The sequence below is a fragment of the Kineosporia babensis genome (assembly GCF_021129305.1).
Taxonomy (GTDB): Bacteria; Actinomycetota; Actinomycetes; order Actinomycetales; family Kineosporiaceae; genus Kineosporia; species Kineosporia babensis.
Genome location: NZ_JAJOMB010000021.1, coordinates 160529 through 181637 on the forward strand (window position 1 = coordinate 160529; position 21109 = coordinate 181637).

General features: G+C 69.8%; 16 protein-coding genes. 3 read left to right on the forward strand and 13 right to left on the reverse strand.

What is annotated here, in order from left to right:
* Positions 1-51: 51 nt before the first annotated feature.
* From LR394_RS31200 to LR394_RS42250, 11 genes are all read right to left on the reverse strand, one after another.
* Positions 52-192, reverse strand: coding sequence for a hypothetical protein (locus LR394_RS31200; protein ID WP_231448181.1), 141 nt, complete (start codon positions 190-192; stop codon positions 52-54).
* A 131-nt stretch (positions 193-323) separates the two neighbouring features.
* The gene (locus tag LR394_RS31205) at positions 324-689 is read right to left on the reverse strand and encodes a VOC family protein (RefSeq protein WP_231448182.1); all 366 of its coding nucleotides are present in this window, start codon (positions 687-689) and stop codon (positions 324-326) included.
* Positions 690-699: 10 nt separating this feature from the next.
* Positions 700-1554: a 16S rRNA (adenine(1518)-N(6)/adenine(1519)-N(6))-dimethyltransferase RsmA gene (gene rsmA / locus LR394_RS31210; protein WP_231448184.1), complete on the reverse strand. Its 855-nt coding sequence runs from the start codon at positions 1552-1554 to the stop codon at positions 700-702.
* Between the two features lie 102 nt (positions 1555-1656).
* Positions 1657-2775 carry a ubiquitin-like domain-containing protein gene (locus LR394_RS42245; RefSeq protein ID WP_331283115.1) on the reverse strand — a complete coding sequence of 373 codons (1119 nt, stop codon included), beginning with the start codon at positions 2773-2775 and terminating at the stop codon, positions 1657-1659.
* 360 nt (positions 2776-3135) lie between these two features.
* On the reverse strand, positions 3136-3996 hold the full coding sequence (locus LR394_RS31225; protein WP_231448186.1) for a TatD family hydrolase: 861 nt from the start codon (positions 3994-3996) through the stop codon (positions 3136-3138).
* Positions 3997-4102: 106 nt separating this feature from the next.
* Entirely contained in the window at positions 4103-5902 is a 1800-nt protein-coding gene (metG, locus tag LR394_RS31230; protein ID WP_231448188.1) for a methionine--tRNA ligase, read from the reverse strand.
* A 314-nt stretch (positions 5903-6216) separates the two neighbouring features.
* Entirely contained in the window at positions 6217-9042 is a 2826-nt protein-coding gene (locus tag LR394_RS31235; RefSeq protein WP_231448190.1) for a DUF6493 family protein, read from the reverse strand.
* A gap of 3 nt (positions 9043-9045) precedes the next feature.
* Positions 9046-11736, reverse strand: a complete 2691-nt coding sequence (locus LR394_RS31240) for a DUF6493 family protein (RefSeq protein WP_231448192.1) — start codon at positions 11734-11736, stop codon at positions 9046-9048.
* 3 nt (positions 11737-11739) lie between these two features.
* Positions 11740-13098 carry an SWIM zinc finger family protein gene (locus tag LR394_RS31245; protein ID WP_407937160.1) on the reverse strand — a complete coding sequence of 453 codons (1359 nt, stop codon included), beginning with the start codon at positions 13096-13098 and terminating at the stop codon, positions 11740-11742.
* A gap of 69 nt (positions 13099-13167) precedes the next feature.
* Positions 13168-13878, reverse strand: coding sequence for a VOC family protein (locus tag LR394_RS31250; RefSeq protein ID WP_231448194.1), 711 nt, complete (start codon positions 13876-13878; stop codon positions 13168-13170).
* 5 nt (positions 13879-13883) lie between these two features.
* Positions 13884-14609, reverse strand: a complete 726-nt coding sequence (locus tag LR394_RS42250) for a VOC family protein (RefSeq protein ID WP_269330057.1) — start codon at positions 14607-14609, stop codon at positions 13884-13886.
* Between the two features lie 116 nt (positions 14610-14725).
* Between LR394_RS42250 and LR394_RS31265 the strand changes: the two genes are divergently transcribed.
* Positions 14726-15919 carry an aminotransferase class I/II-fold pyridoxal phosphate-dependent enzyme gene (locus LR394_RS31265; RefSeq protein WP_269330058.1) on the forward strand — a complete coding sequence of 398 codons (1194 nt, stop codon included), beginning with the start codon at positions 14726-14728 and terminating at the stop codon, positions 15917-15919.
* Positions 15920-15996: 77 nt separating this feature from the next.
* Positions 15997-16551, forward strand: a complete 555-nt coding sequence (locus LR394_RS31270) for a GNAT family N-acetyltransferase (protein WP_231448196.1) — start codon at positions 15997-15999, stop codon at positions 16549-16551.
* 21 nt (positions 16552-16572) lie between these two features.
* On the opposite strand, the gene rsmI is transcribed toward LR394_RS31270, so the two are convergent.
* Both rsmI and LR394_RS31280 read right to left on the reverse strand, forming a co-directional pair.
* Positions 16573-17442, reverse strand: a complete 870-nt coding sequence (gene rsmI, locus LR394_RS31275; protein ID WP_231448198.1) for a 16S rRNA (cytidine(1402)-2'-O)-methyltransferase — start codon at positions 17440-17442, stop codon at positions 16573-16575.
* Positions 17439-19292, reverse strand: coding sequence for a hypothetical protein (locus LR394_RS31280; protein WP_231448199.1), 1854 nt, complete (start codon positions 19290-19292; stop codon positions 17439-17441). Before LR394_RS31280 ends, rsmI begins: the two co-directional genes overlap by 4 nt.
* 164 nt (positions 19293-19456) lie before the next feature.
* Between LR394_RS31280 and LR394_RS31285 the strand changes: the two genes are divergently transcribed.
* Positions 19457-21055 carry a dolichyl-phosphate-mannose--protein mannosyltransferase gene (locus LR394_RS31285; protein WP_269330059.1) on the forward strand — a complete coding sequence of 533 codons (1599 nt, stop codon included), beginning with the start codon at positions 19457-19459 and terminating at the stop codon, positions 21053-21055.
* The last annotated feature ends 54 nt before the right edge of the window (positions 21056-21109 follow it).

Consider the following 21109-nt stretch of genomic DNA (forward strand, 5'->3'; position numbering starts at 1 on the left):
TGCCGTCAGATGCGCCTGCGGCTCAAGAGAATTTTCGACGCTACAGAAACCTCAGTCCCGGGTCTGCGGGCCCGGCCGCACGCCCTGGCGGGGCAGCCGGGAGATTCCGGCGTCCAGGTCGATGCTGATCGCGTTCATCGTGGCGACGCTGATCGTCGGTGCACCCGGAGTCTGGCTTTCGGTCGTTGACATGCCCGAACGCTATGACCCCGGAACGCGCCGCGCCTCCCGACGACACGGACTTATGCCCGCGCCGGGGCGAATATCCGCTGTAAGGGCCTGCCGGTTCCGGCGAAACGGCCGAAGGAGATTCCCGACACTTCCTACTTCAGCAGGTTCTGGGTCAGGTTCACCGGCGTGCCGTCCGGGTCCTGGGTGTGCGCCACCCGCTGCCCCCAGGGCATGTCGTTGGCCGGGCCCATCACCTTGCCGCCGGCGGCCTCCACCTTCACCGCGGTGGCGTCGGCATCGGCCACCTCGATCGAGAGCAGGGCCCGGGTCGGCGAGTGCGGCTCGATCGCCGTTTCGGCCACGATCCCGAGCTCGCTGTCGCCGATCTGCAGGCCGATGTAGAAGACCGCGCCCTCGGCCGGCTCGCGCGAGGTCTGCTTCGCCCCGAAGACCTGGATGTAGAAAGCCGCCAGACGCTCGGCGTCGGGAGTGAGCAGGATCGGCTGGACCGTCGGCATGGCGGCCAAATTAGCGTGCGGCGGCCAGCTCGGCGAACTGTTCCACGGTGAGTTTCTCGCCCCGGGTCCTCGGGTCGATCCCGGCCTTGCGCAGCGCGGCCTCGGCGGCGTCGGCCGAGCCCGCCCAGCCGGCCAGCGCGGCCCGCAGCGTCTTGCGGCGCTGGGCGAAGGCGGCGTCCACGCAGGCGAACACCTCTTCGCGGGTGGCGCTGGTCTGCGGATGCGGCCGGGCGGTGAACTGCACCAGGCCGGACTCCACGTTCGGCACCGGCCAGAACACCTGCCGCGAGACCGCCCCGCCCCAGGTCACGTCGGCGTACCAGGCAGCCTTCACCGAGGGCACGCCGTAGGTCTTGTCCCCCGGTCGCGCGGCCAGCCGGTCGGCCACCTCGGCCTGCACCATGACCAGCCCGGAGCGCAGCGTAGGGACCCGCTCCAGCAGGGTCAGCAGCACCGGCACGGCCACGTTGTAGGGCAGGTTGGCGACCACCGCCGTCGGGGTGCGCCCGTCGACCTCCAGCTGCGCGGTCTGGACCAGCAGGGCGTCCGAGAGCACGACGCTGAACCGGTCCACCGCCTCCGGGGCCCGCGCGGCGATCGTGGCCGGCAGCTCGGCCGCCAGCTTGGGGTCGATCTCCACCGCGACCACGGCGGCCCCGGTCTCCAGCAGCGCCAGGGTCAGCGAGCCCAGGCCCGGGCCGATCTCGGTGACCAGGTCGCCCTCGCCGATCTGGGCCAGGCGGGCGATCCGGCGCACGGTGTTGGCGTCGACCACGAAGTTCTGCCCGAGCTGTTTGGTCGGGCGTACGCCGAGCCGGTCGGCCAGCTGACGGATGTCGGCGGCGCCGAGCAGGGACGTGGACACAGCGGCCGACCTTACCTTGCCCGGTCAGTCACCAAAAACAACGGACGGGTGTGCGCCCCGATGGGGTCACACCCGTCCGTTGCTGGTTGCGCAGGAAGAAACTCAGAGCTTCTTGCCGCAGACCGGCCACTGCCCGGCGCCGGCCTTGTTGTAGAGGATCTTGGCCCGCTTGGTCTGCTCCGCGGAGCTGGCGTCGGCCGGGTTGCCCGAGCCGCCCACCGAGGCCCAGGTGCTGGTGCTGAACTGGTAGAGCCCGTAGTAGCCGGCCGGGTTGACCGCCTTCGGGTTGCCACCGCTCTCGCACTCGGCCAGCGCGGCCCAGTTCAGGCCGTCGGCCGCGCCCCCGGAGTCGCCCCCGGAAGAGGCCGGGGCCGACTTCTCCTTGGTGCCGACCTGGACCACCTCGGTCACCGCCTTGCGGGTGACCTTGGTGTCGACCAGCTGGCGCTTGGTGATCTTGCCGTCGGTCCTGGTGATCTTCCAGACCGTCTGCTTGACCCCGTCGCGGCCCTCGGTGACGACCTTGGTCTCACCCTCGTAGAGCTTGCCGGTCTCGGTCTTCTTGGTCTTGTGGTCGACCGACTGGGTCTTGGTGACTTCCTTCTGGGTGACCCGGGCCAGCTTGACGGTCAGGCCGTCACGCAGCGGCGTGCTGGGCACCTGGGAGAGCTTGTCCAGCTCGCCGACCTTGACGCTCTCGTCGGTGAGCAGGTCCGAGACGGTGGCCGCGGTGCTGGTGATCTTCTGCTTCTCGCCGTCCGCGACCAGCGTCACCGTCTTCGGCGTGCTCAGCGACATGGTCATCCCGGCCCGGTCGATCCGGTCGGACCGGGAGGCGGACAGCTCGGCGCCCTCGGACCGCACCCCGAGAGCCAGCAGCGCCTTGTCCACGCTGAGCTCGGTGGTCCAGTAGGTGCGCTCCTCGCCGTCCACCGTGAGGTTCAGCGGGCGGGCGTAGCGCACCACCACGGTGTCGCCCTCGCCGACCTTGGCGTCGATGCCGGGAGCGACCAGGTCGCGCTCACCGACCGAGATGTTCTGGTCCTCGAGGACCCCGGCCACGTCCTTGGCGAAGGAGGTGACCTCGGTGGTCTTGCCGTCGACCGAGAGGGTGACGGTCTGGTTCGCCTGGCTGTACCAGACGCTGCCGCCGACGGTAGCGGCGAGAACTGCTGCCTGCGCGAGGTAGCGCGCCGATCTGCTGTGGACGAGCGAGCGCACGATGCTCCAAGCCTCGTTCTCCCCGGGTACGGTCGGCGGAGGCGATCCGGAGGGTGATCGCGTCAGCCCCTCGGAGTACGTGGGGCCTCCGCCGGGAGGGTCCGATCCCGGCTGTCGACCGCACACCGTAATCGAACCGAGACCGAATCCCAAGCCCAGTACCCCCGAACGGGGTTCTGGACAAGTCCCCGCGAAATGGATCAACGCAGGTCAGCGGGGCTTCCGGGAGTGCCGTAAGACGGCGGAAATTGCTGTGGTTCAGGGCATTCCACGACCCCCGAAAAAGCTTCATCGACAGATGTCAGAAACTGCTCCGTAGGGGTTCGACTGTGGGGTAGACGTGAACTCCGTTACCCCCGGTCACCACGTTCCGTAGACCCGTTGCGAGGTGGCGTCGAGCGCGGCACAGACCTCGGCCAGATCGCGCTGCACTGTCTCGGCCATGAACCGGACGGTCAGCGGCACCAGGTAACTGGCATTGACCCGGCCTCGGTACGGCATCGGGGTCAGGTACGGCGCATCCGTCTCGACCAGTACCTGCTCCAGCGGGACCACCTGCAGAGCCTCCCGCAGGTCGGCGGCGTTTTTGAACGTGACCGTACCGGCGAAGGACAGGAACCAGCCCCGGTCGGCGGCCAGCTGGGCCATCGCCGCGCCGCCGGAGAAGCAGTGGAACACCGTCCGCTCGGGCGCGCCCTCCTCCTCCAGCACCCGGATCACGTCGTCGTGGGCGTTGCGGTCGTGGATCTGCAGCGCCTTGCCGAGTCGCTTGGCCAGATCGATGTGACGGCGAAAAGACTCTTCCTGAGCAGTTTTACCGGCATCATCGTCCACCCAGTAGTGGTCCAGGCCGGTTTCGCCCACCACCCGGATCCGGGGATGTGCGGCGAGCTTCTCGATCTCCTCGAACGCCTGCGAGAAGTCACCGGCGGCAGCGTGTTTGGTGGCCTCGGTGGGATGCAGGGCGACACCCCCGAGCAACTGCGGGAAACGCTCGACGGCCTGGGCGGTCCAGCGGGCGGCCGGCAGGTCGCAGCCGATCTGCACCATCCGCGTGACGTTGACCGAAACTGCCTGAGCGATCAGCTTTTCCACGGTCTCGTCGGAGACGAGCTCGCCCGCCTCGGTGTTGCGCGCGTGGTCGAGATGGGTGTGGTTGTCCACCACGGGCAGCGGCAGCGCGTCGGGCAGCGGGACCGGGCCGGTTTCCTTCTTGCTCAAAAGCTTTCCTTACAAATGGGGGGACGTAGGTGCGCCCTGGTACTGGCAAACAACAAATGGTGGACGTGCGTGCGCAACTTGCGCACGCACGTCCACCATTTGTTTGTTACTGGTCCTTGGCGGCGAGGCGGGCGAGTTCCTCCTCGATCACCGACTCGTCCAGCTTGCGGAAGATCGGCGTGGGCGCCGCAACGACGGTGCCGGGCACGATCGGCGCCGACTCCCAGGCCGCCACCGTCTCGCCCAGCTTGTAGTTACCCATCAGCACCGGATAGCCCGGGCCGCCGTCCAGGTCCTCCACCTCACGGATCTCCGGCAGCGGCGAGACCGTGCCGGTACCGCCGAACGCCTCGTGCACCAGCTGCGAGCTGTGCGGCAGGAACGGCGAAAGCAGCACCCGGCAGTCGTTGATCGCCTGGGCGGCCACGTGCAGCACCGTCTTCATCCGCTCGAAGTCGGTCTTCTTCAGCTTCCACGGCTCGGTCTCGGACAGGTACCGGTTGACCTCGGCGACCACCCGCATCGCCTCGGTCAGGGCGGCCTTCTGCTTGTGCCCCTGAAGCAGGTCCCCCACGGTGGCGAAACCGGCCTGGGTGGTCTGCAGCACTGCGGTGTCGATCTCCTGCAGCTCACCGGCCTCGGGGATCGCACCCAGGTTCTTGTGGATCAGCGAGGCGGTGCGGTTGACCAGGTTGCCCCAGCCGGCCACCAGCTCGTCGTTGGTGCGGCGGACGAACTCGGCCCAGGTGAAGTCGGTGTCCTGGTTCTCCGGCCCGGCCGCGCAGATGAAGTAGCGCAGCGCGTCGGGCTGGTAGCGGGACAGGATGTCGCGCACGTAGATGACCACGCCGCGGCTGGAGGAGAACTGCTTGCCCTCCATGGTCAGGAACTCGCTGCTGACCACCTCGGTGGGCAGGTTCAGCACGCCGTACCGGCCCGGCTCGCCGCCCTTGGCGCCCTTACCCGCGTAGGCCAGCAGCTCGGCTGGCCAGATCTGCGAGTGGAAGGTGATGTTGTCCTTGCCCATGAAGTAGTTGGAGGCGGCCTCGGGGTCGTTCCACCACTTGCGCCACTGCTCCGGGTCGTCGGTGCGCCGGGCCCACTCGATCGAGGCCGAGAGGTAGCCGACCACCGCGTCGAACCAGACGTACAGGCGCTTGGCGTTGTTGTCCTCCCAGCCCTCCAGCGGCACCGGGATACCCCAGTCGATGTCCCTGGTCATCGCCCGGGGCTTGAGGTCCTCGAGCAGGTTGAGCGAGAACTTCAGGACGTTGGGCCGCCAGCCCTCCCGGGTCTTCAGCCACTCGCCGAGCGCCTCGGCCAGCGCGGGCAGGTCGAGGAAGAAGTGCGTGGTCTCGACGAACTTCGGGGTCTCGCCGTTGACCCGGCTCTTCGGGTCGATCAGGTCGGCCGGGTCGAGCTGGTTGCCGCAGTTGTCGCACTGGTCGCCGCGGGCGGAGGTGAACTTGCAGATCGGGCAGGTGCCCTCGATGTAGCGGTCGGGCAGGGTGCGGCCGGTGGACGGGGAGACCGCACCGGTGGTGGTCTGCTCGATCATGTAGCCGTTGGCGTGATCGGTGCGGAACAGCTCCTGCGCCACGGCGTAGTGGTTGCGCGTGGTGGTGCGGGTGAACAGGTCGTAGGACAGGCCGAGGGCGTGCAGGTCCTCGACGATCATCCGGTTGTAGCGGTCGGCCAGCTCGCGCGGCGACACACCCTCCTGCTCGGCCTGCACCAGGATCGGCGTGCCGTGCTCGTCCGTGCCGCTCACCATCAGCACGTCATGTCCGGCCATTCGCATGTAGCGGCTGTAGACGTCGGAGGGCACGCCGAAGCCGGCGACATGGCCGATGTGACGAGGGCCGTTGGCGTAAGGCCAAGCGACCGCGGTGAGGATCCTGGTCATGTCCTGAATCTTTCCATGTTCTGCAACCTGCTTTCCCCCGGCCTGCTCCGTCCGCGTGCCGGGCCGGGCCGGCGATCCTCCTTCTCACGGATCTCCACACTTCCGGCGCCCTCATCGAGCTGCCCTGTCACTGTTCCCTCTCTTCCGGCACCCGACCTTCCAGCGGCCCACCTCCCGGCACCCGACCTCCCGGCACCCGGCCTCCCGGCAGCCGACCTCCCGGCAGCCGACCTTCCCGGCAGCCGACCTCCCGGCAGCCGACCTCCCGGCAGCCGACCTTCCCGCGGCTGGCCTTCCGGCGCCCGGCCTTCCCGCTACCGACCTCCCGGCGCCCTGCCTTCCCGCAGCCGACCTTCCGGCGCCCGAGCCGCCTCAAGTGCCGACTGCAGCCGACGCGCCTCGGAACGCAGCCGGCTGGAACCGGACCGGCCCGCGACCTCGGCAAGGCCGGGCACATCCGAGCCAGAGCCCTCCCCCAGCGCCGACGGCCCCGCCTGCTGAACCGACTCGACCGTCAGGGCCACCAGATCGGCGAGCCGGGTGATCGAGGTGTGCGACTGAGCGGCCAGGCAAGGCGGGAGCGCAGCGATGAGGATCTGCCCGAGCGGCGCCCAGCCACCGGCCTCCCCGATCCCCCTCAACGCCCCCACCACACGGTTGAGCTTCAGGCCGTGCTCAGCGATCTGACCGCCCAGGAGCTGACCGAACGCGCGGGTGTCGAGCTGCCCCCGGCCGATCAGAGTGATCAGCGCATCGGTGGCACCGGCCCGTTCGGCGGCATCCGGCAGATCGAGGCCGATGCAGTGCAAGAGGTGGCCGGCGGCCCCGATCGGGCCCAGGCCCTCGGCGTGAGCACGCAGTGCATCGCCCGCGCCGCGGCCGAGTTCAGGAATGTCCCGAACCAGCTGGGCCGCCATCACATCGCGGTCGAACGGCAGCAAGGACGGCCAGAGCGTAAGCCAGGAGGTGTCACGGTACTGGCTGCGATCGTTGCGCGGGACCGGCAGATGCCAGAGCCCGTGCCAGGGCGAAGGGACTGCGGAAGCGGGGCTGAGGGCCACGATCTGGCTGGACTTGAGTTCAGGGTTCTCGTTCCAGTACTCCCAGGGGCGGACCTTTCTGGTCCAGGTGTGAAAGGCGGCCTCAGCCCGTGCACTGTGCAGGGGCTCGAGACGGCTCAGCCCGATCTCGCCCGGGATCGCGGCCCGAACCCGGTGGCGGTCGGCCGGGGACACTCGCAGCCAGGCCTGTTCCAGGTCGAGGGTCCAAGGTGTACTGCCCACGGCCGCATGCTGCTGGAGACGTTCGATCAGCGCATCGGCTTCCAGAACACCGGCGGCGCTGGTCGGGGTGGACAGCAACACGGGCACCGGCGACCACCAGATCCCGTGAGCAATCTCCCGGAGCCGGCTGCGCAGCACGTTCCCCGGCCCGGCCGACTTTGGACGAAAGCCCGGCCGGGCTGACCCAAAGCCGGTCAGGTCAGACTCGTTGAAGTCAGACCCGGTCAAGGCGGACCCGGGCTCGCCGAGCTGGGCGATCACCTGGGGCTTCCGGTCAGTCTCAGCACGCTCGGCGCAGGCCTGCGCCGACTGCACGCACGCCGCCAGGACGTCCAGCAGACTGCCGGCACCGTCATCCTCGTCGAGATACGGATCGGCCTCCGACGGTGGCTCTCGGGGAAGCCATTTCAGCGTGCCCTCGAGCAGCGGAGTCATGGTGGCGCGCAGCTTTTCGGGCTCGCGCCAGGACAGCTGCACCAAGGCCCCGAGAATCCGCTCGATCTGAACGAGGTCGGCCGGAGCCCACCAGTCCCGGCTCTGGAGCAGAACCGCCAGTTCTTCGGTGAGCTCCTGCGAGTCGGTGATCGGCACCAACGCGGCGGACGGCGGCGGTACCGGAAGCACCGAACCGGCTGCCGGGGCTGCGAGCGGTTCCATGATGAAGAGCTGAGCCGCCCGGTCCCGCAGATCCGGCGGCAGAGTCTGCGCCACCGATCCGATGTGTTCCCTCGCCGAGGCGCTCAGGTGACCCGCGTACGGAGCGAGCAGGTTCAGCACCATCTTCTGCAGTGCCGCATCGGGGTGCCCGAGCCCCGTGGACAAGGCCGGCAAGAGCTTCTCCCGGGCATCTGCTGCCTGCTCGTCCGACCGGTTCTTCAGAGCGGTTCGCAGCCAGGACAACTGAGCCCGGAAGAGCCCCTTGTCGAGCCGGGCCAGCACCGCCACCGTCGCCTCGCGGAGGACTTCGGTGGGCAGATCGCCCTGCTCGTCGAGCGCCCGCAGGCGCTGCTGGGCCAGACTCGCCACGTTGGCCGGGGCCGCCGCAATCAGGCTGAGGTACTGACCGATCCGGCGAACCACCTCCTCGCCCTTCGGATCGATGCTGTCGTGCAGGGCGATCAGGCCGTGCAGATTCACCTGACGATCGTTCGTCTGCAGGGCCGCGACACAGGCGTCGATCAGCTCGCTGCGGGCGAGCAGTCCCTCCTGGTTCAGGGTGAGCAGCATCTGGCGCCGACCGGGCTGGTCGAACAGATGACCGGTGTCCCGAACCTCCAGGGCCCGGATGATCAGGACCGACCAGGACGGGCGGGCCCGGACGTCGGCGAGCACCCGCTGCACGTTCTCGATCCACAGGCGCAGGAATCCGGGAGCGTGCGGCAGTTCACCCGATCCCCGCCGGGTGAGTTCCAGAGACAGGTGGAAGAACCAGGCCCGGCTGTGGACGTCGGTCTCGCGGACTCGGCCGACCAGATCAGCGGCCAGCTTCGGACTGCCGGTGAGCTTTCGGGCCTCGAGCACCTGAAAGAGCCGGCCGATCAGCTCGTCCAGACCGCGGCCGTTCGAGGCGTCGATCTCGATCCGCCGCAGCGCCGCCGGAATCCTGGAGGCGGGGAGGGTACCCACCACCGCGACGGCCGTGGCAGCCATCAGACCGTTGGGGCCTCGGCGAGCATTCCGAAAGTAGTTGCTGTACTCGACATCGTCTCCGGTCCACCACCTTCCGGCTGCCCTCGCGAAGCCGGCCACCTCGGGCGCGAGCACCCGCCGCTGGGCATCGGTCAGCTCGAGCAGTGCGGTGGTGGTGCCCTCGGCACCCTGCTTGCGCATGACGAGGAACAGTTCGTCCCATTCCATCGGTCAGTCTCCTACCGCGACAGGGGCCAGAGCAGCCTGGAGACGCCGCGCTTCGGTGCGCAGACGACTGGCACTCTTGCGGATGGCCAGGTGGTTCAAACGAGAAGCCAGATCGGTCTGCTCGCCCACCTCCCACGAGCCACCTCGATGAACCGCCTCGACCGCCAGCGCGACCAGATCGGCCAGACGGGCGGGTGGTACCTGGGCACCGGTGGGCAGACAGCGCGCCAAGGCTTCGACCAGGATCGGCCGAAGCGCAGACCAGGCCCCGGCCTGCCCGACCGTCTGCAGGGTCTCCACCACGCGGTTCAGCTTCAGATCGCTTCGGGTGATCAGGTGCCCCAGGAGCGCCCCGAACTGCCCGGCGTCGAGATCGCCCCGGCCGATCAGCGCGATCAGGCCTTCGGCGGTGGCCGCCCGGTCGCCCGCTTCCGGAAGGTTGAGGCCGTAGCAGTACAGGAGCAGGCTCATCGCGCCGGCCGGGCCCGGAGCCTCGGCGTGCAGGCGGACGACTTCACCTGCCCCACGGTGGGCCTCAAGATCCTCCCGGCTCAGATGGGCGGCCGTGATGTCCGGCTCGAAAGGCAGCAGCGACGGCCACATCGAGAGCCAGGGACTCTTGCTCCAGCCCGGTCTCCCGCCGTCCGGAGCGGGCAGGTGCCACAGCTGGTTCCAGGGTTCGAGCGTGTCGCTGTCCGGGGTGATCGAGCCGACCAGGCGGGTGCCGAGCACCTCCTGTGTGATCGGGCCGAAACCGTCCCGCTGGGCCTGGGTCTGGGTCCAGCCCTCGAGCCGCACCTCCGCCCTGACCTCGGACAGGCCGACCAGATGCTCGGCGTTCTCCGGCCCGGCAACCCGCCGCACGTCCTCCAGCAGGCCGTCCCGCTCGGCCGGGCAGACCCTCAGCCAGGCCTGGATCAGGTCGTGCAGCCACGGCCGGCATCCGGCGGACTCGACCAGCAGCAGACGACGCCGCAGCTCCTCCCCCTCGATCACCCCGTCGACCGTGCTGGGCGTGGCCAGCAGCACCGGTACCGGTGCCCAGCGGATGCCGGAGGCGACCTCCCAGATCCGGCGGTTCAGAACTGCTCCCGGCCTCAGCCCGGCCATCCGGCCGGACGGGTACGGCAGGTGCTCCGGGTCCAGCTCCTGACGGTGGCGTTGCTCCGACGGGCGCTCGGCGCAGGACTGGGCTGAACGCAGGCAGAGGTTGATCGCCTCCAGGGTGCTGACGTTGATGTACTCGCCAGGGCTGCCCTGCTGGTAGTGACGCGGCGGCGGCTCACCCTGAAGCCAGCGGAGTTGCCCGAACAGCGGAGCGAGCGCACGGTGCAAGTGCTCCGGATCGCTCCAGGACCAGCGCACCAGGGCCTCGAGCATGCGCTCGATCTGCTGCGGATCGACCTGCATCCAGTACTCGTAGCTCTGGTAGAACACGGCCAGGACCTCAGCCGCTTCTTCGGGTGTGTCGAGGAGTTCCAGCGGCGCCGCAGGCTGCGCGAGCGGAAGTTCCGGGTCACCCAGTTCCTCGGTAGGCACCTCGGCGCCGAACAGCCCGGCGGCCCGGCCATGCAGATCCGGCGCCAAACCGGCTGCAGCAGAGGAGAGTTCCGAGAGCAACGGGCCGGGTAGCTCCTTGACGTACGGGGCCAGCAGCTCCAGAGCGCTCTTCTGCAGCGCCGGGTCCGGATGCCCGAAGCCCACCGCCACGGCCCGGGCCAGGGGCTCCCGGCCTCCCGGGTTCCGCTTCAGCGCGGCTCGCAACCAGCCCAGCTGGGCCCGGAAAAGGCCCTTGTCCGGCCGGACCAGAACCGCCTCCGAGGCCTGCGCCAGCTCGGCGACCTGCAGCCGGCCGGCTGCATCAAGAGCCTGCAGGTGCTGCTGAGCCACCATGGCGACGAAGGCAGGCGCACCGGCCAGCAAGCTGACATAGTGACCGGCCCGGATCTCGTCGAGCGAAGGGGCCAGTTCTTCGTGGAAGTCGACCAGGCCGCGCAGATCCAGTTTCCGATCCGTGGCCTGCAGAGCGCCGACACAGGCCTCGAGCAGTTCGGTGCGCGGAATCAGCCCATCAGCACTCAGTTGGAGCAGGGTGCTGCGCACGCCCGGCTCGGACAGCCGGGCTCCAGTGCCCCTGGTCTCCCAGGAGCTGAAGGCCAGTCCCGCCCAGTCGGGCCGGGCCCGGACATCCTCGTCGATCTGTTCCGCCCAGGTGATCCACACCCGGACGAAGGCCGGATGCACCTGCGGCGCTTGCGTACTACGCAACAGCATCTGCCGGGCCAGCTCGAAGAACCAGCGGGCGCTGGACAGGTCACTGTCGCGCACCCGCCGGGCCAGCTCGTCGGCCAGCTTCGGGTTACCGGTCAGGCCACGGGCCTGAAGGATCCGGACCAGGTGGTCGGCCAGCGCCCGGCTGCCGGAGCCGTAAGCGATGCTCACCCAGAGCCGGCGCAGAACGGCCGGCAGTTTCGAGGCCGGGAGCGTGCCCACGATCGCGGCCGCCACGGCCGCCGCCGGGTTCTTCTGCAGCGAGCGACTGTCGGACCAGCCGCCGCCCACATAGGTCCGGGCAAAAGCAGCCATCTGCGGGGCCAGGGCCCGCCGCTGCTCGTCGGTGAGCTCGATCATCACGCTCACCATGCGGTCGAGCTCCTGAGCCCGCACGCCGTCCAGCAGTTCGTCGAAGTCCATCGCTCAGACCTCTTCCCGGGCCGACTGCTCCACGGCCAGAACGTGCTTGCACGGGCCCCGGCTGCCCTGGTGCTTCGCGAACCAGACGCAGGTGCAGGTCCGCCGATCGCCCGCCAGCCGCACCCGATGCGTGTGATCGCCCGCGCTGACCAGGCCGATCACCTCGCCGGGCCGGTTCTGCTCGAGACTGACCGCACCGGCCGCGACCAGCGCCCGAGCAGCGCCGTGGCGGGGGTTCATCTGCTCGACCAGACCACCGTCGAAGGGCAGCTCACGGTGGAAGGAGGCGGCCTCGGCCAGATCATGGCCGACCCTCCCGGCCGCACCGAGGCGGACCAGTGCGGCCCGGACCCGGGCCGGAGTGAGCCCGGACCCCGCCGCCAGCTCGGCGAGGTCGATCCGCGGTTCGAAGGCGAGCAGCACGCTGACCAGGTCTGCGTCTTCAGCCACGGTGTCTCCCGAGAGCGCGTCGAGCACTGCTCCCTCACCGGAGAAACCGCGGGTGGCATCGGGTGAAAGGGTTGCGGTGAGCCGCATACCGGGCAACGCCAGTTCCCAGGCGCTGGCGACCGGCTGGCTGGTGCTCGTGACCCCCGGCCCGTAGACCCGCAGCCCGGTGGCGAACCGCAGCAGGGGCAGGATCGCCGAAAGACGCTGCGGACCAGGGAGGCACACCGCCCCCGGAACCGGCCGGGAGACCAGGCGCAGCGAGCGGCCGGCCGGCGCGAACCAGAACGCACCGGCGGCCCGGCGCTGGCTGGGCAGGGACCGCAGCAGACGTGACGCCTCGGCGGCCGGAATCTCCGCCCGGGCATCGAACTCGCTGGTGAGCACGTAGATCTCGCCGAAGCCACGCACCCAGCGGGCAGGCAACGGCACCTTGCGCTCGACCACGGAGTCGGTCTTGGTGGTGACCGTCACGTCGTCCGGGCCGACAGCCAGATGCAGCGGCTGCCCGTCGAGCAGCCCGCTGAGCATGCGCCGCAGCGGTTCGTTGACGTCGACGTTGGTGGTGCCCCGGTCGATGACGTCACCGTCGAAACCGGAGCCCAGCACGTCGAGCCGCAGGTGCACACCGCCGCACACCGAGAACGACTCGAAGCGCAGCCGCTCCCCGTCGCTGGTGACCACCGGATCGCGGAACGTGGTGTCGGCCGGCTGGAAATACCTGGTGCGAGCCACTTCTGCCACCGCCAGAAGCCCGGCCGCAGCCACCGCCGGACGCTGCAGGAACCCGGTGAAGAACCGCGGGTGCGCCCCGGGGTCCCGCAGGGCGGTACCGCCGGACGTCTCCAGCCCCAGCCCGCCCGGGGTGAGCTCGGACGGCTGGCGGTATGTGTAGGTCTGGACCGAATCCATGATGGGGACCATAGAGGCAGGGTCCGACAATCTTGGCCGAAGGCATCGAACGGCCGGAAAGCACCCGGAAGGTCAAGGGTCCAGCACGCAGAACTCGTTGCCCTCCGGATCGGCCAGTACCACCCAGGGTTCGGCCCCGCTCTGCCCCACGTCGGCGGGCCGGGCTCCCCGGGCGAGCAGCCGCTTCGCCTCAGCCTCCGGATCGTCCCCGGCGAAAGGTCGCACGTCCAGGTGGATCCGGTTCTTCACGATCTTCGGCGCAGCGCTGCGCACGAACTGGATCAGCGGGCCGGAACCCGGATCCAGCGCGGTGACGTGCTCGCTACCGACCATGACGGCGCCCCCTACCGCCTGCGCCCAGAACTGAGCCAGGGGCAGCGGCTCCCGCGCCTGCACGGTGATCGCGGCGATCGAGCCTCGCCCGTCGTAGCCGTCCCAGTGCCTGAGCACGCAGAACTCGTTGCCCTGGGGATCCTGGAGAACAAACCAGGGACGCTCGACGTCCAGTTCGATGCGCCGGGCCCCCAGCGCCTCCAGCTGGGCAACCCGGGCCGGCGGGTCCACGGCCTGCAGATCGAAGTGGATCCGATTCCATCCGGACTTCGGCTCCGGAGCCGAACCGAACACCAGCTCGACACCGGGCGCCCCGGCCGAAGGAGCCAGCACCGTCTCCCCGGCCGGGGAAGACACGACCGGCCAGCCCAGTACCCCACCCCACCAGCGGGCCAACCCGGCGTGGTCCTGCTCGCAGTCGATCACCGCTCCGGCCAGACGGGTGGGCACTCGGCTCAGTCCCGAGCGCTCAGAACGCAGAACTCGTTGCCCTCTGGATCGCTGAGCACCGTCCAGGTGACCTCGGCCGACTGACCCACGTCGACCCGGAACGCCCCCAGCCCGATCAGCCGGCTCACCTCGGCGGCGCGGTCGTCGGCGGTGTACGGCCGCAGATCCAGGTGCAGCCGGTTCTTGACCGTCTTGGGGGTGGTGCTGCGAACGAACTCCAGCAACGGACCGGGAGTGGTCAGCTCGAGCGTGGCCACCGGCCCGCCCTCGGCCTCCAGTTCACCGCGGGCGGCCTGCTGCCAGAACCGGCCGAGCGCCGCCGGGTCCTCGGCCCACATCACGATCGCCGCGATCGGGCCGCGGCCGTCGTACTCGTCCCGGTGCTCCAGCACGCAGAACTCGTTGCCCTCCGGATCCCGAAGCACCACCCACGGCCGCTCGACCTCCAGATCGACCCGGGTGACCCCCAGCGCCTCCAGCCGGGCCACCGCCTGGGCCTGGTGCTCGGCGCTGCCGCTGGCCAGGTCGAGGTGCACCCGGTTCCAGGTCTCCTTCTTCTCCGGCACCGGGCAGAACACCAGCTCGATCCCCGGTTCTCCCTCGGCCGGGAGCACGCTGCTCTCGTCCCCGTCGTCATGGGTGACTTTCCAGCCCAGCGCCTCTCCCCACCACCGGGACAGGGCGGTGGTGTCGGCGGCGTCGATCACGATCTGGGTCAGGCGGGTCGGCATGCGGCCAGTCTGGTCCGGGCGGCCGTCTCGCGCATCGTCTTCTCCCCATAACCGCACAAGGCCAGGATCAGGCGATTGGCTATCCGCCGGGCACCGGATGCCTGACTAACGTTGTGATGGTGGAGTTCAGAAGAATCCCGGGCCTGCCGCCGTACGTGTTCACCATCATCGACGGCCTGAAGCTGGAGGCCCGGCGGGCCGGAAAGGACATCGTCGACCTGGGTTTCGGCAACCCGGACATCCCCAGTCCGGAGATCGCGGTGGAGAAACTGGCCGAGGCAGCGCACAATTCGCGCAACCACCGGTACTCGTCCTCTCGCGGTATCCCGAAACTGCGCGAGGCGATCGCCGCCCGCTACGCCTCCCAGTACGGGGTCGAGCTGGACCCCACTCGCAACGTGATCGCCACCATCGGCGCGAAAGAGGGCTTCAGCCACCTGATGTGGGTGCTGCTGCAGCCGGGCGACGCGGCCTTGGTGCCCTCGCCGTCGTACCCGATCCACATCTGGGGCCCCTACTTCGCCGGGGCCGATGCCCGGCAGGTGGCGATCGGGCCGTCGGGGGCTTCGGACTACGTGGACGCGGTGATGGAGGCCTGGGAGTACGGGTGGCCGAAGCCTCGCGTGGTGGTGCTCTGCTTCCCCCACAACCCGACCACGGCCACCGCCACCAAGGAAGACCTGCAACGACTGGTCGACTGGGCGCGCGAGCGCGACGTCGTCCTGGTGCACGACTTCGCCTACGCCGACGTGTGGTTCGACGGGGTTCGTCCGCCCTCGATCCTGGAGTGCGAGGGCGCGCTGGACTGCGCGGTCGAGCTGTACTCGATGACCAAGTCGTTCTCGATGGCCGGCTGGCGGATGGCCTTCCTGCTCGGGAACGCCGAGGTGGTCGCCGCGCTCGCCAAGCTGAAGAGCTACCTGGACTACGGCTCGTTCCAGCCGGTCCAGATCGCCGCCACGGTCACCCTGAACGAGGCTGCGCAGTACCCGGCCGAGGTCAACGCGGTCTACGAGGCCCGGCGCAACGCGCTGTGCGACGGGCTGTCGCGAATCGGCTGGGAGGTGGCCCGGCCCAAGGGCACGATGTTCGTCTGGGCGCCGATCCCTGAGCAGTTCCGTGCGGAGGGATCGATCGCCTTCGCCACCCGGCTGGTCAAGGAGTGCGACGTGGCGGTCTCACCGGGCGTCGGGTTCGGCCCGGACGGCGACGGGTACGTCCGGTTCGCGCTGATCGAGAACGAGCACCGGATCGCCCAGGCCGTGCGGCAGATCAAGCGGGGCCTGCCGGGCTTGGTCAGTCGCTCGTAGTAGCCCTCGCTCAGTTACATAACTTTCGTAGCATTTACGGGGTTTCGCACCAAGGTCACCAATGGCATGATGCCCCGGTGCTGACCCCCCTCGAAACCCCCCGCCTGATTCTGCGCCAGTGGGAAGACCGCGACCGCGATCCGTACTACGCGATGAACGCGGATCCCGAGGTGCGGCGGTTCTTCCCCTCCGTCCAGACCCGGGAAGAGGCCGACCTCTCGATCGACATCCTGCATGAGCACATCGAGCTGACCGGCTGGGGGCTGTGGGCGGTCGAGGTCAAGGAGAGCGGGGAACTCGCGGGCCTGACCGGGCTCTGGCCGATGCCGGACATCGTCGCTCCCGGCGCGACCGAAGTAGGCTGGCGCCTGGCGAAAGCGCACTGGGGCAAGGGTTATGCGCCCGAGGCGGGACGGGCGGCACTGCGGCACGCGTTCGAGGTGCTGGAGCTGGATCAGGTGGTTTCGATGACCACCGTGACCAATCAGCCCTCCCGCCGGGTGATGGAGAAGCTCGGGCTGACCCGCGATCCCGCCGACGACTTCCAGCACCCGAACTACCCGGACTGGTGGGGTGCCCCGCACGTGCTCTACCGGATCACCGCCGAGCGGTACCGGGCACTACCGGATTGAAGGACGCTGTGGTCGCCAATGCTATTCGGCGGAACGGGCTTTCACGGCAGCGTCGTACAGAGCGCGCTTGTTCACCCCGGTCCGGCGCGCCACCGTGGCCACCGCGTCCTTGAGCCGCTCACCCTCGTCCACCATTGACTGGACCTGAGCGACCAAGGCGGCCACATCGTCCTTTGCTGTCGGGTCGGAGATGTCGATCGGCGCGCGCTCGGGGGCTCCGGCCACGACGATCGAGATCTCGCCGAGCACCTCGGTCTCCTCGGCCCAGAGCGCCAATTCGGCCAGCGAACCGCGTTTGACCTCTTCGTACGTCTTGGTCAGCTCCCGGCAGACCGCGGCCGGCCGCTCGGCGTCGAGGGCATCGCGCAGAGCGGCCAGGGTGTCGGCGGTGCGGCGGGGCGACTCGAAAAAGATCATCGTGCGCGGCTCTTCGGCCAGCGCCCGGAACGCCGAGGCGCGTTTGCCGTTGGTCCGCGGCGGGAATCCCTCGAAACAGAACCGGTCGGTGGGCAGGCCGGACAGGGCCAGCGCGGTGAGCGCCGCCGAAGGGCCGGGCAGCGCGGTCACCGGCAGGCCGGCCTCGACCACGGCCCGCACCGCCCGCAGCCCGGGATCGGAGACGCCGGGCATGCCCGCGTCGGTGACCACGAGCACCGTGCCACCACCGGCCACCACCTCGAGCAGCGTTCCGGATCGGGCCTCTTCGTTGTGCTCGTAGTTGCTGATCACCTTGCCCTGCGGGGTGATCCCGAGGGCGGCGGCCAGCCGGCGGAAGCGCCGGGTGTCCTCGGCCGCGATCAGGTCGGCGGTCTCGATCAGCCGGGAGAGCCGGACCGAGGCGTCCTCCGGATCGCCGATCGGGGTGGCGGCCAGCACCAGACGGCCGCTCACGGCAGCTCCCAGACATCGACGCCGCCCTGGCTGACCGGCTCCTGCCCGAGCAGGTCGGTGACGGTCTGCTTCAACGCCGCATTGGCCGGATCAGGCCCCAGCACGATCTTGTCCGCACCCCAGGCCGTGATGTCGGCCTGAGCCTGCATCCGATCGGCCGGCGTGACCATCCGCGGCGTGCCGGTGTACTGCACCTCGGTCAGCAGCCGGGCGGTGGCCGGGTCGGCCGCTCCCCCGACGTAGGCCTGGCCGTCCTCGGCCGGGCCGAGGAAGTAACCGCCGGGCATCCGGAACGGGTAGTCGGCCTCGGACTGCCAGCGCATCGCGGTGGGCAGGCTGGGCACCGGGTAGGGCAGCACGACCACGACGGTATCCTCCGGCAGCTCCTGTGCCTGGCTGGTGAACCACTCCGGGGTCTCGGTCACGTCGACCACCGGGATGGTGGCGGGCAGCATCGGGGCCAGGCAGGCCACCGACACACCCACCGCGCCGAGAGCCCGGGCGGTGACGTTGGTCCGGCTGGCGTTGGCCCGGGGCGAGGGGTGCAGCAGCCGGTGCCGGGAACCGCTGCGCAGCCCCTGCACGGCCAGGGCCAGCAGCACCCCGGCGAACAGGGCCACCAGCAGGCCCAGGCGGGTGGCCAGCGAGGCCTCGGTGACCGGCAACTCCTGCAGGAACGAGTACGGGCCGCGGTGCTCGGTCCAGACCCCGTCGATCCACAGCCGGCCGCCGAGCGAGAGCCCGGCGGTGACCAGCAGACCCACCGCGGCGCAGCGCACGGCCAGCATCCGCCAGCCCAGTACCACGGTGATCAGGCAGGTGATGATCAGCGGCCAGCCCAGGTAGGCCAGGTGCTCCTCGATCCCGCCGGGGAACAGCCGGGCCCGCTCCAGATCGGCCTCGCGGCTGAGCAGCACACCCTGGGTGGGGGTGTAGAAGGCGGTCAGGTCGGCGCCGAAGTAGTCCTTGGTGAACGGGCTGCCGTGATGCGCGTGCGGCCCGAAGAACTGCAGGTAGAGCGGGTAGGCGGCGAGCGGCAGGAAGACCGCGAAGGCGACCAGCAGGGTGCGGGCCAGGCGAGCGGCCCCGGCCTTGATCTGGCGCGGCCGGAACACCGCGGCGGTGAGCAGGATCAGGACCGCGCCGATGCCGGCCTGGAACAGCACCTCCTCGCCGATGAACACCTGCAGCAGCGCGACCAGGCCGAGCCAGAGGCCGACCCGGATCGGGCTGTGCGCGTCGAAGCGGCTGGTGCGGCGGTGGTCGGTGCGCCAGGCCTCCACGCTCAGCGCGATCAGGATCGGCAGGCCCGGGGCGAACGCCATGGTGATGTGCCCGGTGAGCGAGTTGATGATCGCCGGGGAGATGGCGAACGCGGCGGCGCCGACCGCGGCCGCGCCGGAGGAGACGCCCGGCACCTTGCGCAGCGCCCAGTAGCCGGCCGCGAAGCAGGCCGGGACCGCCAGCAGGTTCAGCACGTTCAGCGTGAGCACCGAGTTGACCAGCAGGGTCAGCGGCGACAGGAGGACGGCCGGCAGCAGCAGCGTGGTGTTGTTCATCGCGCCCACGCCGGTCGGCCAGTTCAGGTCCTTGGTCTCGAACGGGTTCTCCAGCTGCCCGATCGAGTGCGGGGTGTGCCCGAGCCACCAGGAGTAGTGGGTCGCATCAGGCACGTTGCCGGCGATGAACCGGCCCGCCGGGTCGGCCCACAGCCCGGCGGTGCTGGCCAGGCCGAAGCCCAGCGCGGCCAGGGCGATCAGGACCAGCACCGGACCGGAGGGGTCGTCCCGCCGCGGCCGGGGTAACCAGGCCCGCTGGTCGTCCGCCGGGGCCTTCGAAGCCGCACTCAACCGCGTCGGTCCTCTCAAATCCGTATCTGGCCCGGGGCCAGTAGCTCTGCGTCATCACTGGTCATGAGCCCCCGCCCACAACCGGCGAACCCACCCCCTAGCCGATCACGGCGAGTGCCAGTCTGACAGGTGACTTGGTGTCGGATCACCCCCGTACCCCTACGATGACGCGGGTGACCAGCTATGCCGCGGCCACCCGCGCCGCGGTGCGGGCGGCCAGACCCCCCGCGCCCGAGGCGCCCCGGCCCCGGCTCTCGTGGCGGGGCTGGCTGGCCGTCCTGACCGTGACCGCGTTCGGCGGCCTGCTGCGGTTCTGGAACCTGGGCCGCCCGAGCACCCTGGTCTTCGACGAGACGTACTACGTCAAGCAGGGCTGGTCGATGATCGAGGCCGGCTACGAGCTGGCCTGGAAGGGCAAGGGCGACGAGGTCGACCCGCTGTGGAACCGCGGCGACACCAACGTCTTCCTGACCACCCCGGACTTCGTGGTGCACCCACCGGTCGGTAAGTGGATGATCGGCCTGGGCGAGTGGATCTTCGGCCCGACCAACCCGTTCGGCTGGCGCTTCGCCTCGGCGGTGGTCGGCACCCTGTCGATCCTGATGATCATCCTGATCGCCCGCCGGCTGTTCGGTTCCACCCTGCTCGGCCTGACCGCCGGCCTGCTGCTGTCGGTGGACGGTCAGCACTTCGTGCACAGCCGCACCGGCCTGCTCGACGTGTTCGTGATGTTCTGGGCGCTGGCCGCGTTCGGCTGCCTGCTGATCGACCGGGACGTCGGCCGGCGGCGGCTGGCGCTGCGGGCCGCGTCCGAGTTCGCCGACCGCGAGCAGGTGACCACCGATTCGTGGTCGTGGTGGCTGGGCGTGCGCTGGTGGCGTCTGGCCGGGGCGGTCTGCCTGGGTCTGTGCGCCGGCACCAAGTGGTCCGGTCTGTACTTCGCCCTGGTGTTCGGCCTGATGATCGTGTTCTGGGACATGGGGGCGCGGCGGGCGGTCGGGCTGCGGCACTGGTTCGCCGGATCGGTCCTGTGGAACGCGGTCTCCGGCGCGGCCATGCTGGTGGTCGCGTTCGCCACCTATCTGCTGAGCTGGACCGGCTGGTTCCTCTCGAGTGACGCCTACAACCGCAACTGGGCGGCCGAGCACCCGGGTGAGGGCCTGACCTTCCTGCCCTCGGCCCTGCGCAGCCTGGCGTACTACCACCAGCAGATGTGGGAATTCAACATCGATCTGGACGCCACCCACCCGTACGAGGCCAACCCCTGGTCGTGGATCGTGCTGGGCCGGCCCACCGCGTTCTACTACGAGTCGGCCAAGGCCGGGGAGCGCGGCTGCGACGTCGACGCCTGTTCCCAGGCGATCACCGCGCTCGGCAACCCGCTGATCTGGTGGGGCGCCACCCTGGGGATCGCCGTGCTGCTGTTCCACTGGGCGCTGCGCCGGGACTGGCGGGCCGGTGCCGTGCTGGCCGGGCTGACCGCCGGCTACCTGCCCTGGTTCCAGTACCAGGACCGGACGATCTTCAACTTCTACACGGTCGCCTTCACCCCCTGGGTGGTGCTCACCGTGGTCTACGTGCTCGGCCTGATCCTGGGCCGGACCAGCGACTCGGCCCGGCGCAGACGCAACGGGGCGTGGATCGCCGGGGCCCTGGTGCTGCTGGCCGTGCTCTGTTTCTGGTTCTTCGTGCCGGTCTACACCGCGCAGCTGATCCCGCAGCCCAGCTGGAGCGACCGGATGTGGCTGCGCAGCTGGATCTGAGTTCGCCCGCTCCCGATTGCGCTGGGTGATCGAGGGTCGCCCGCACGGGTGCCG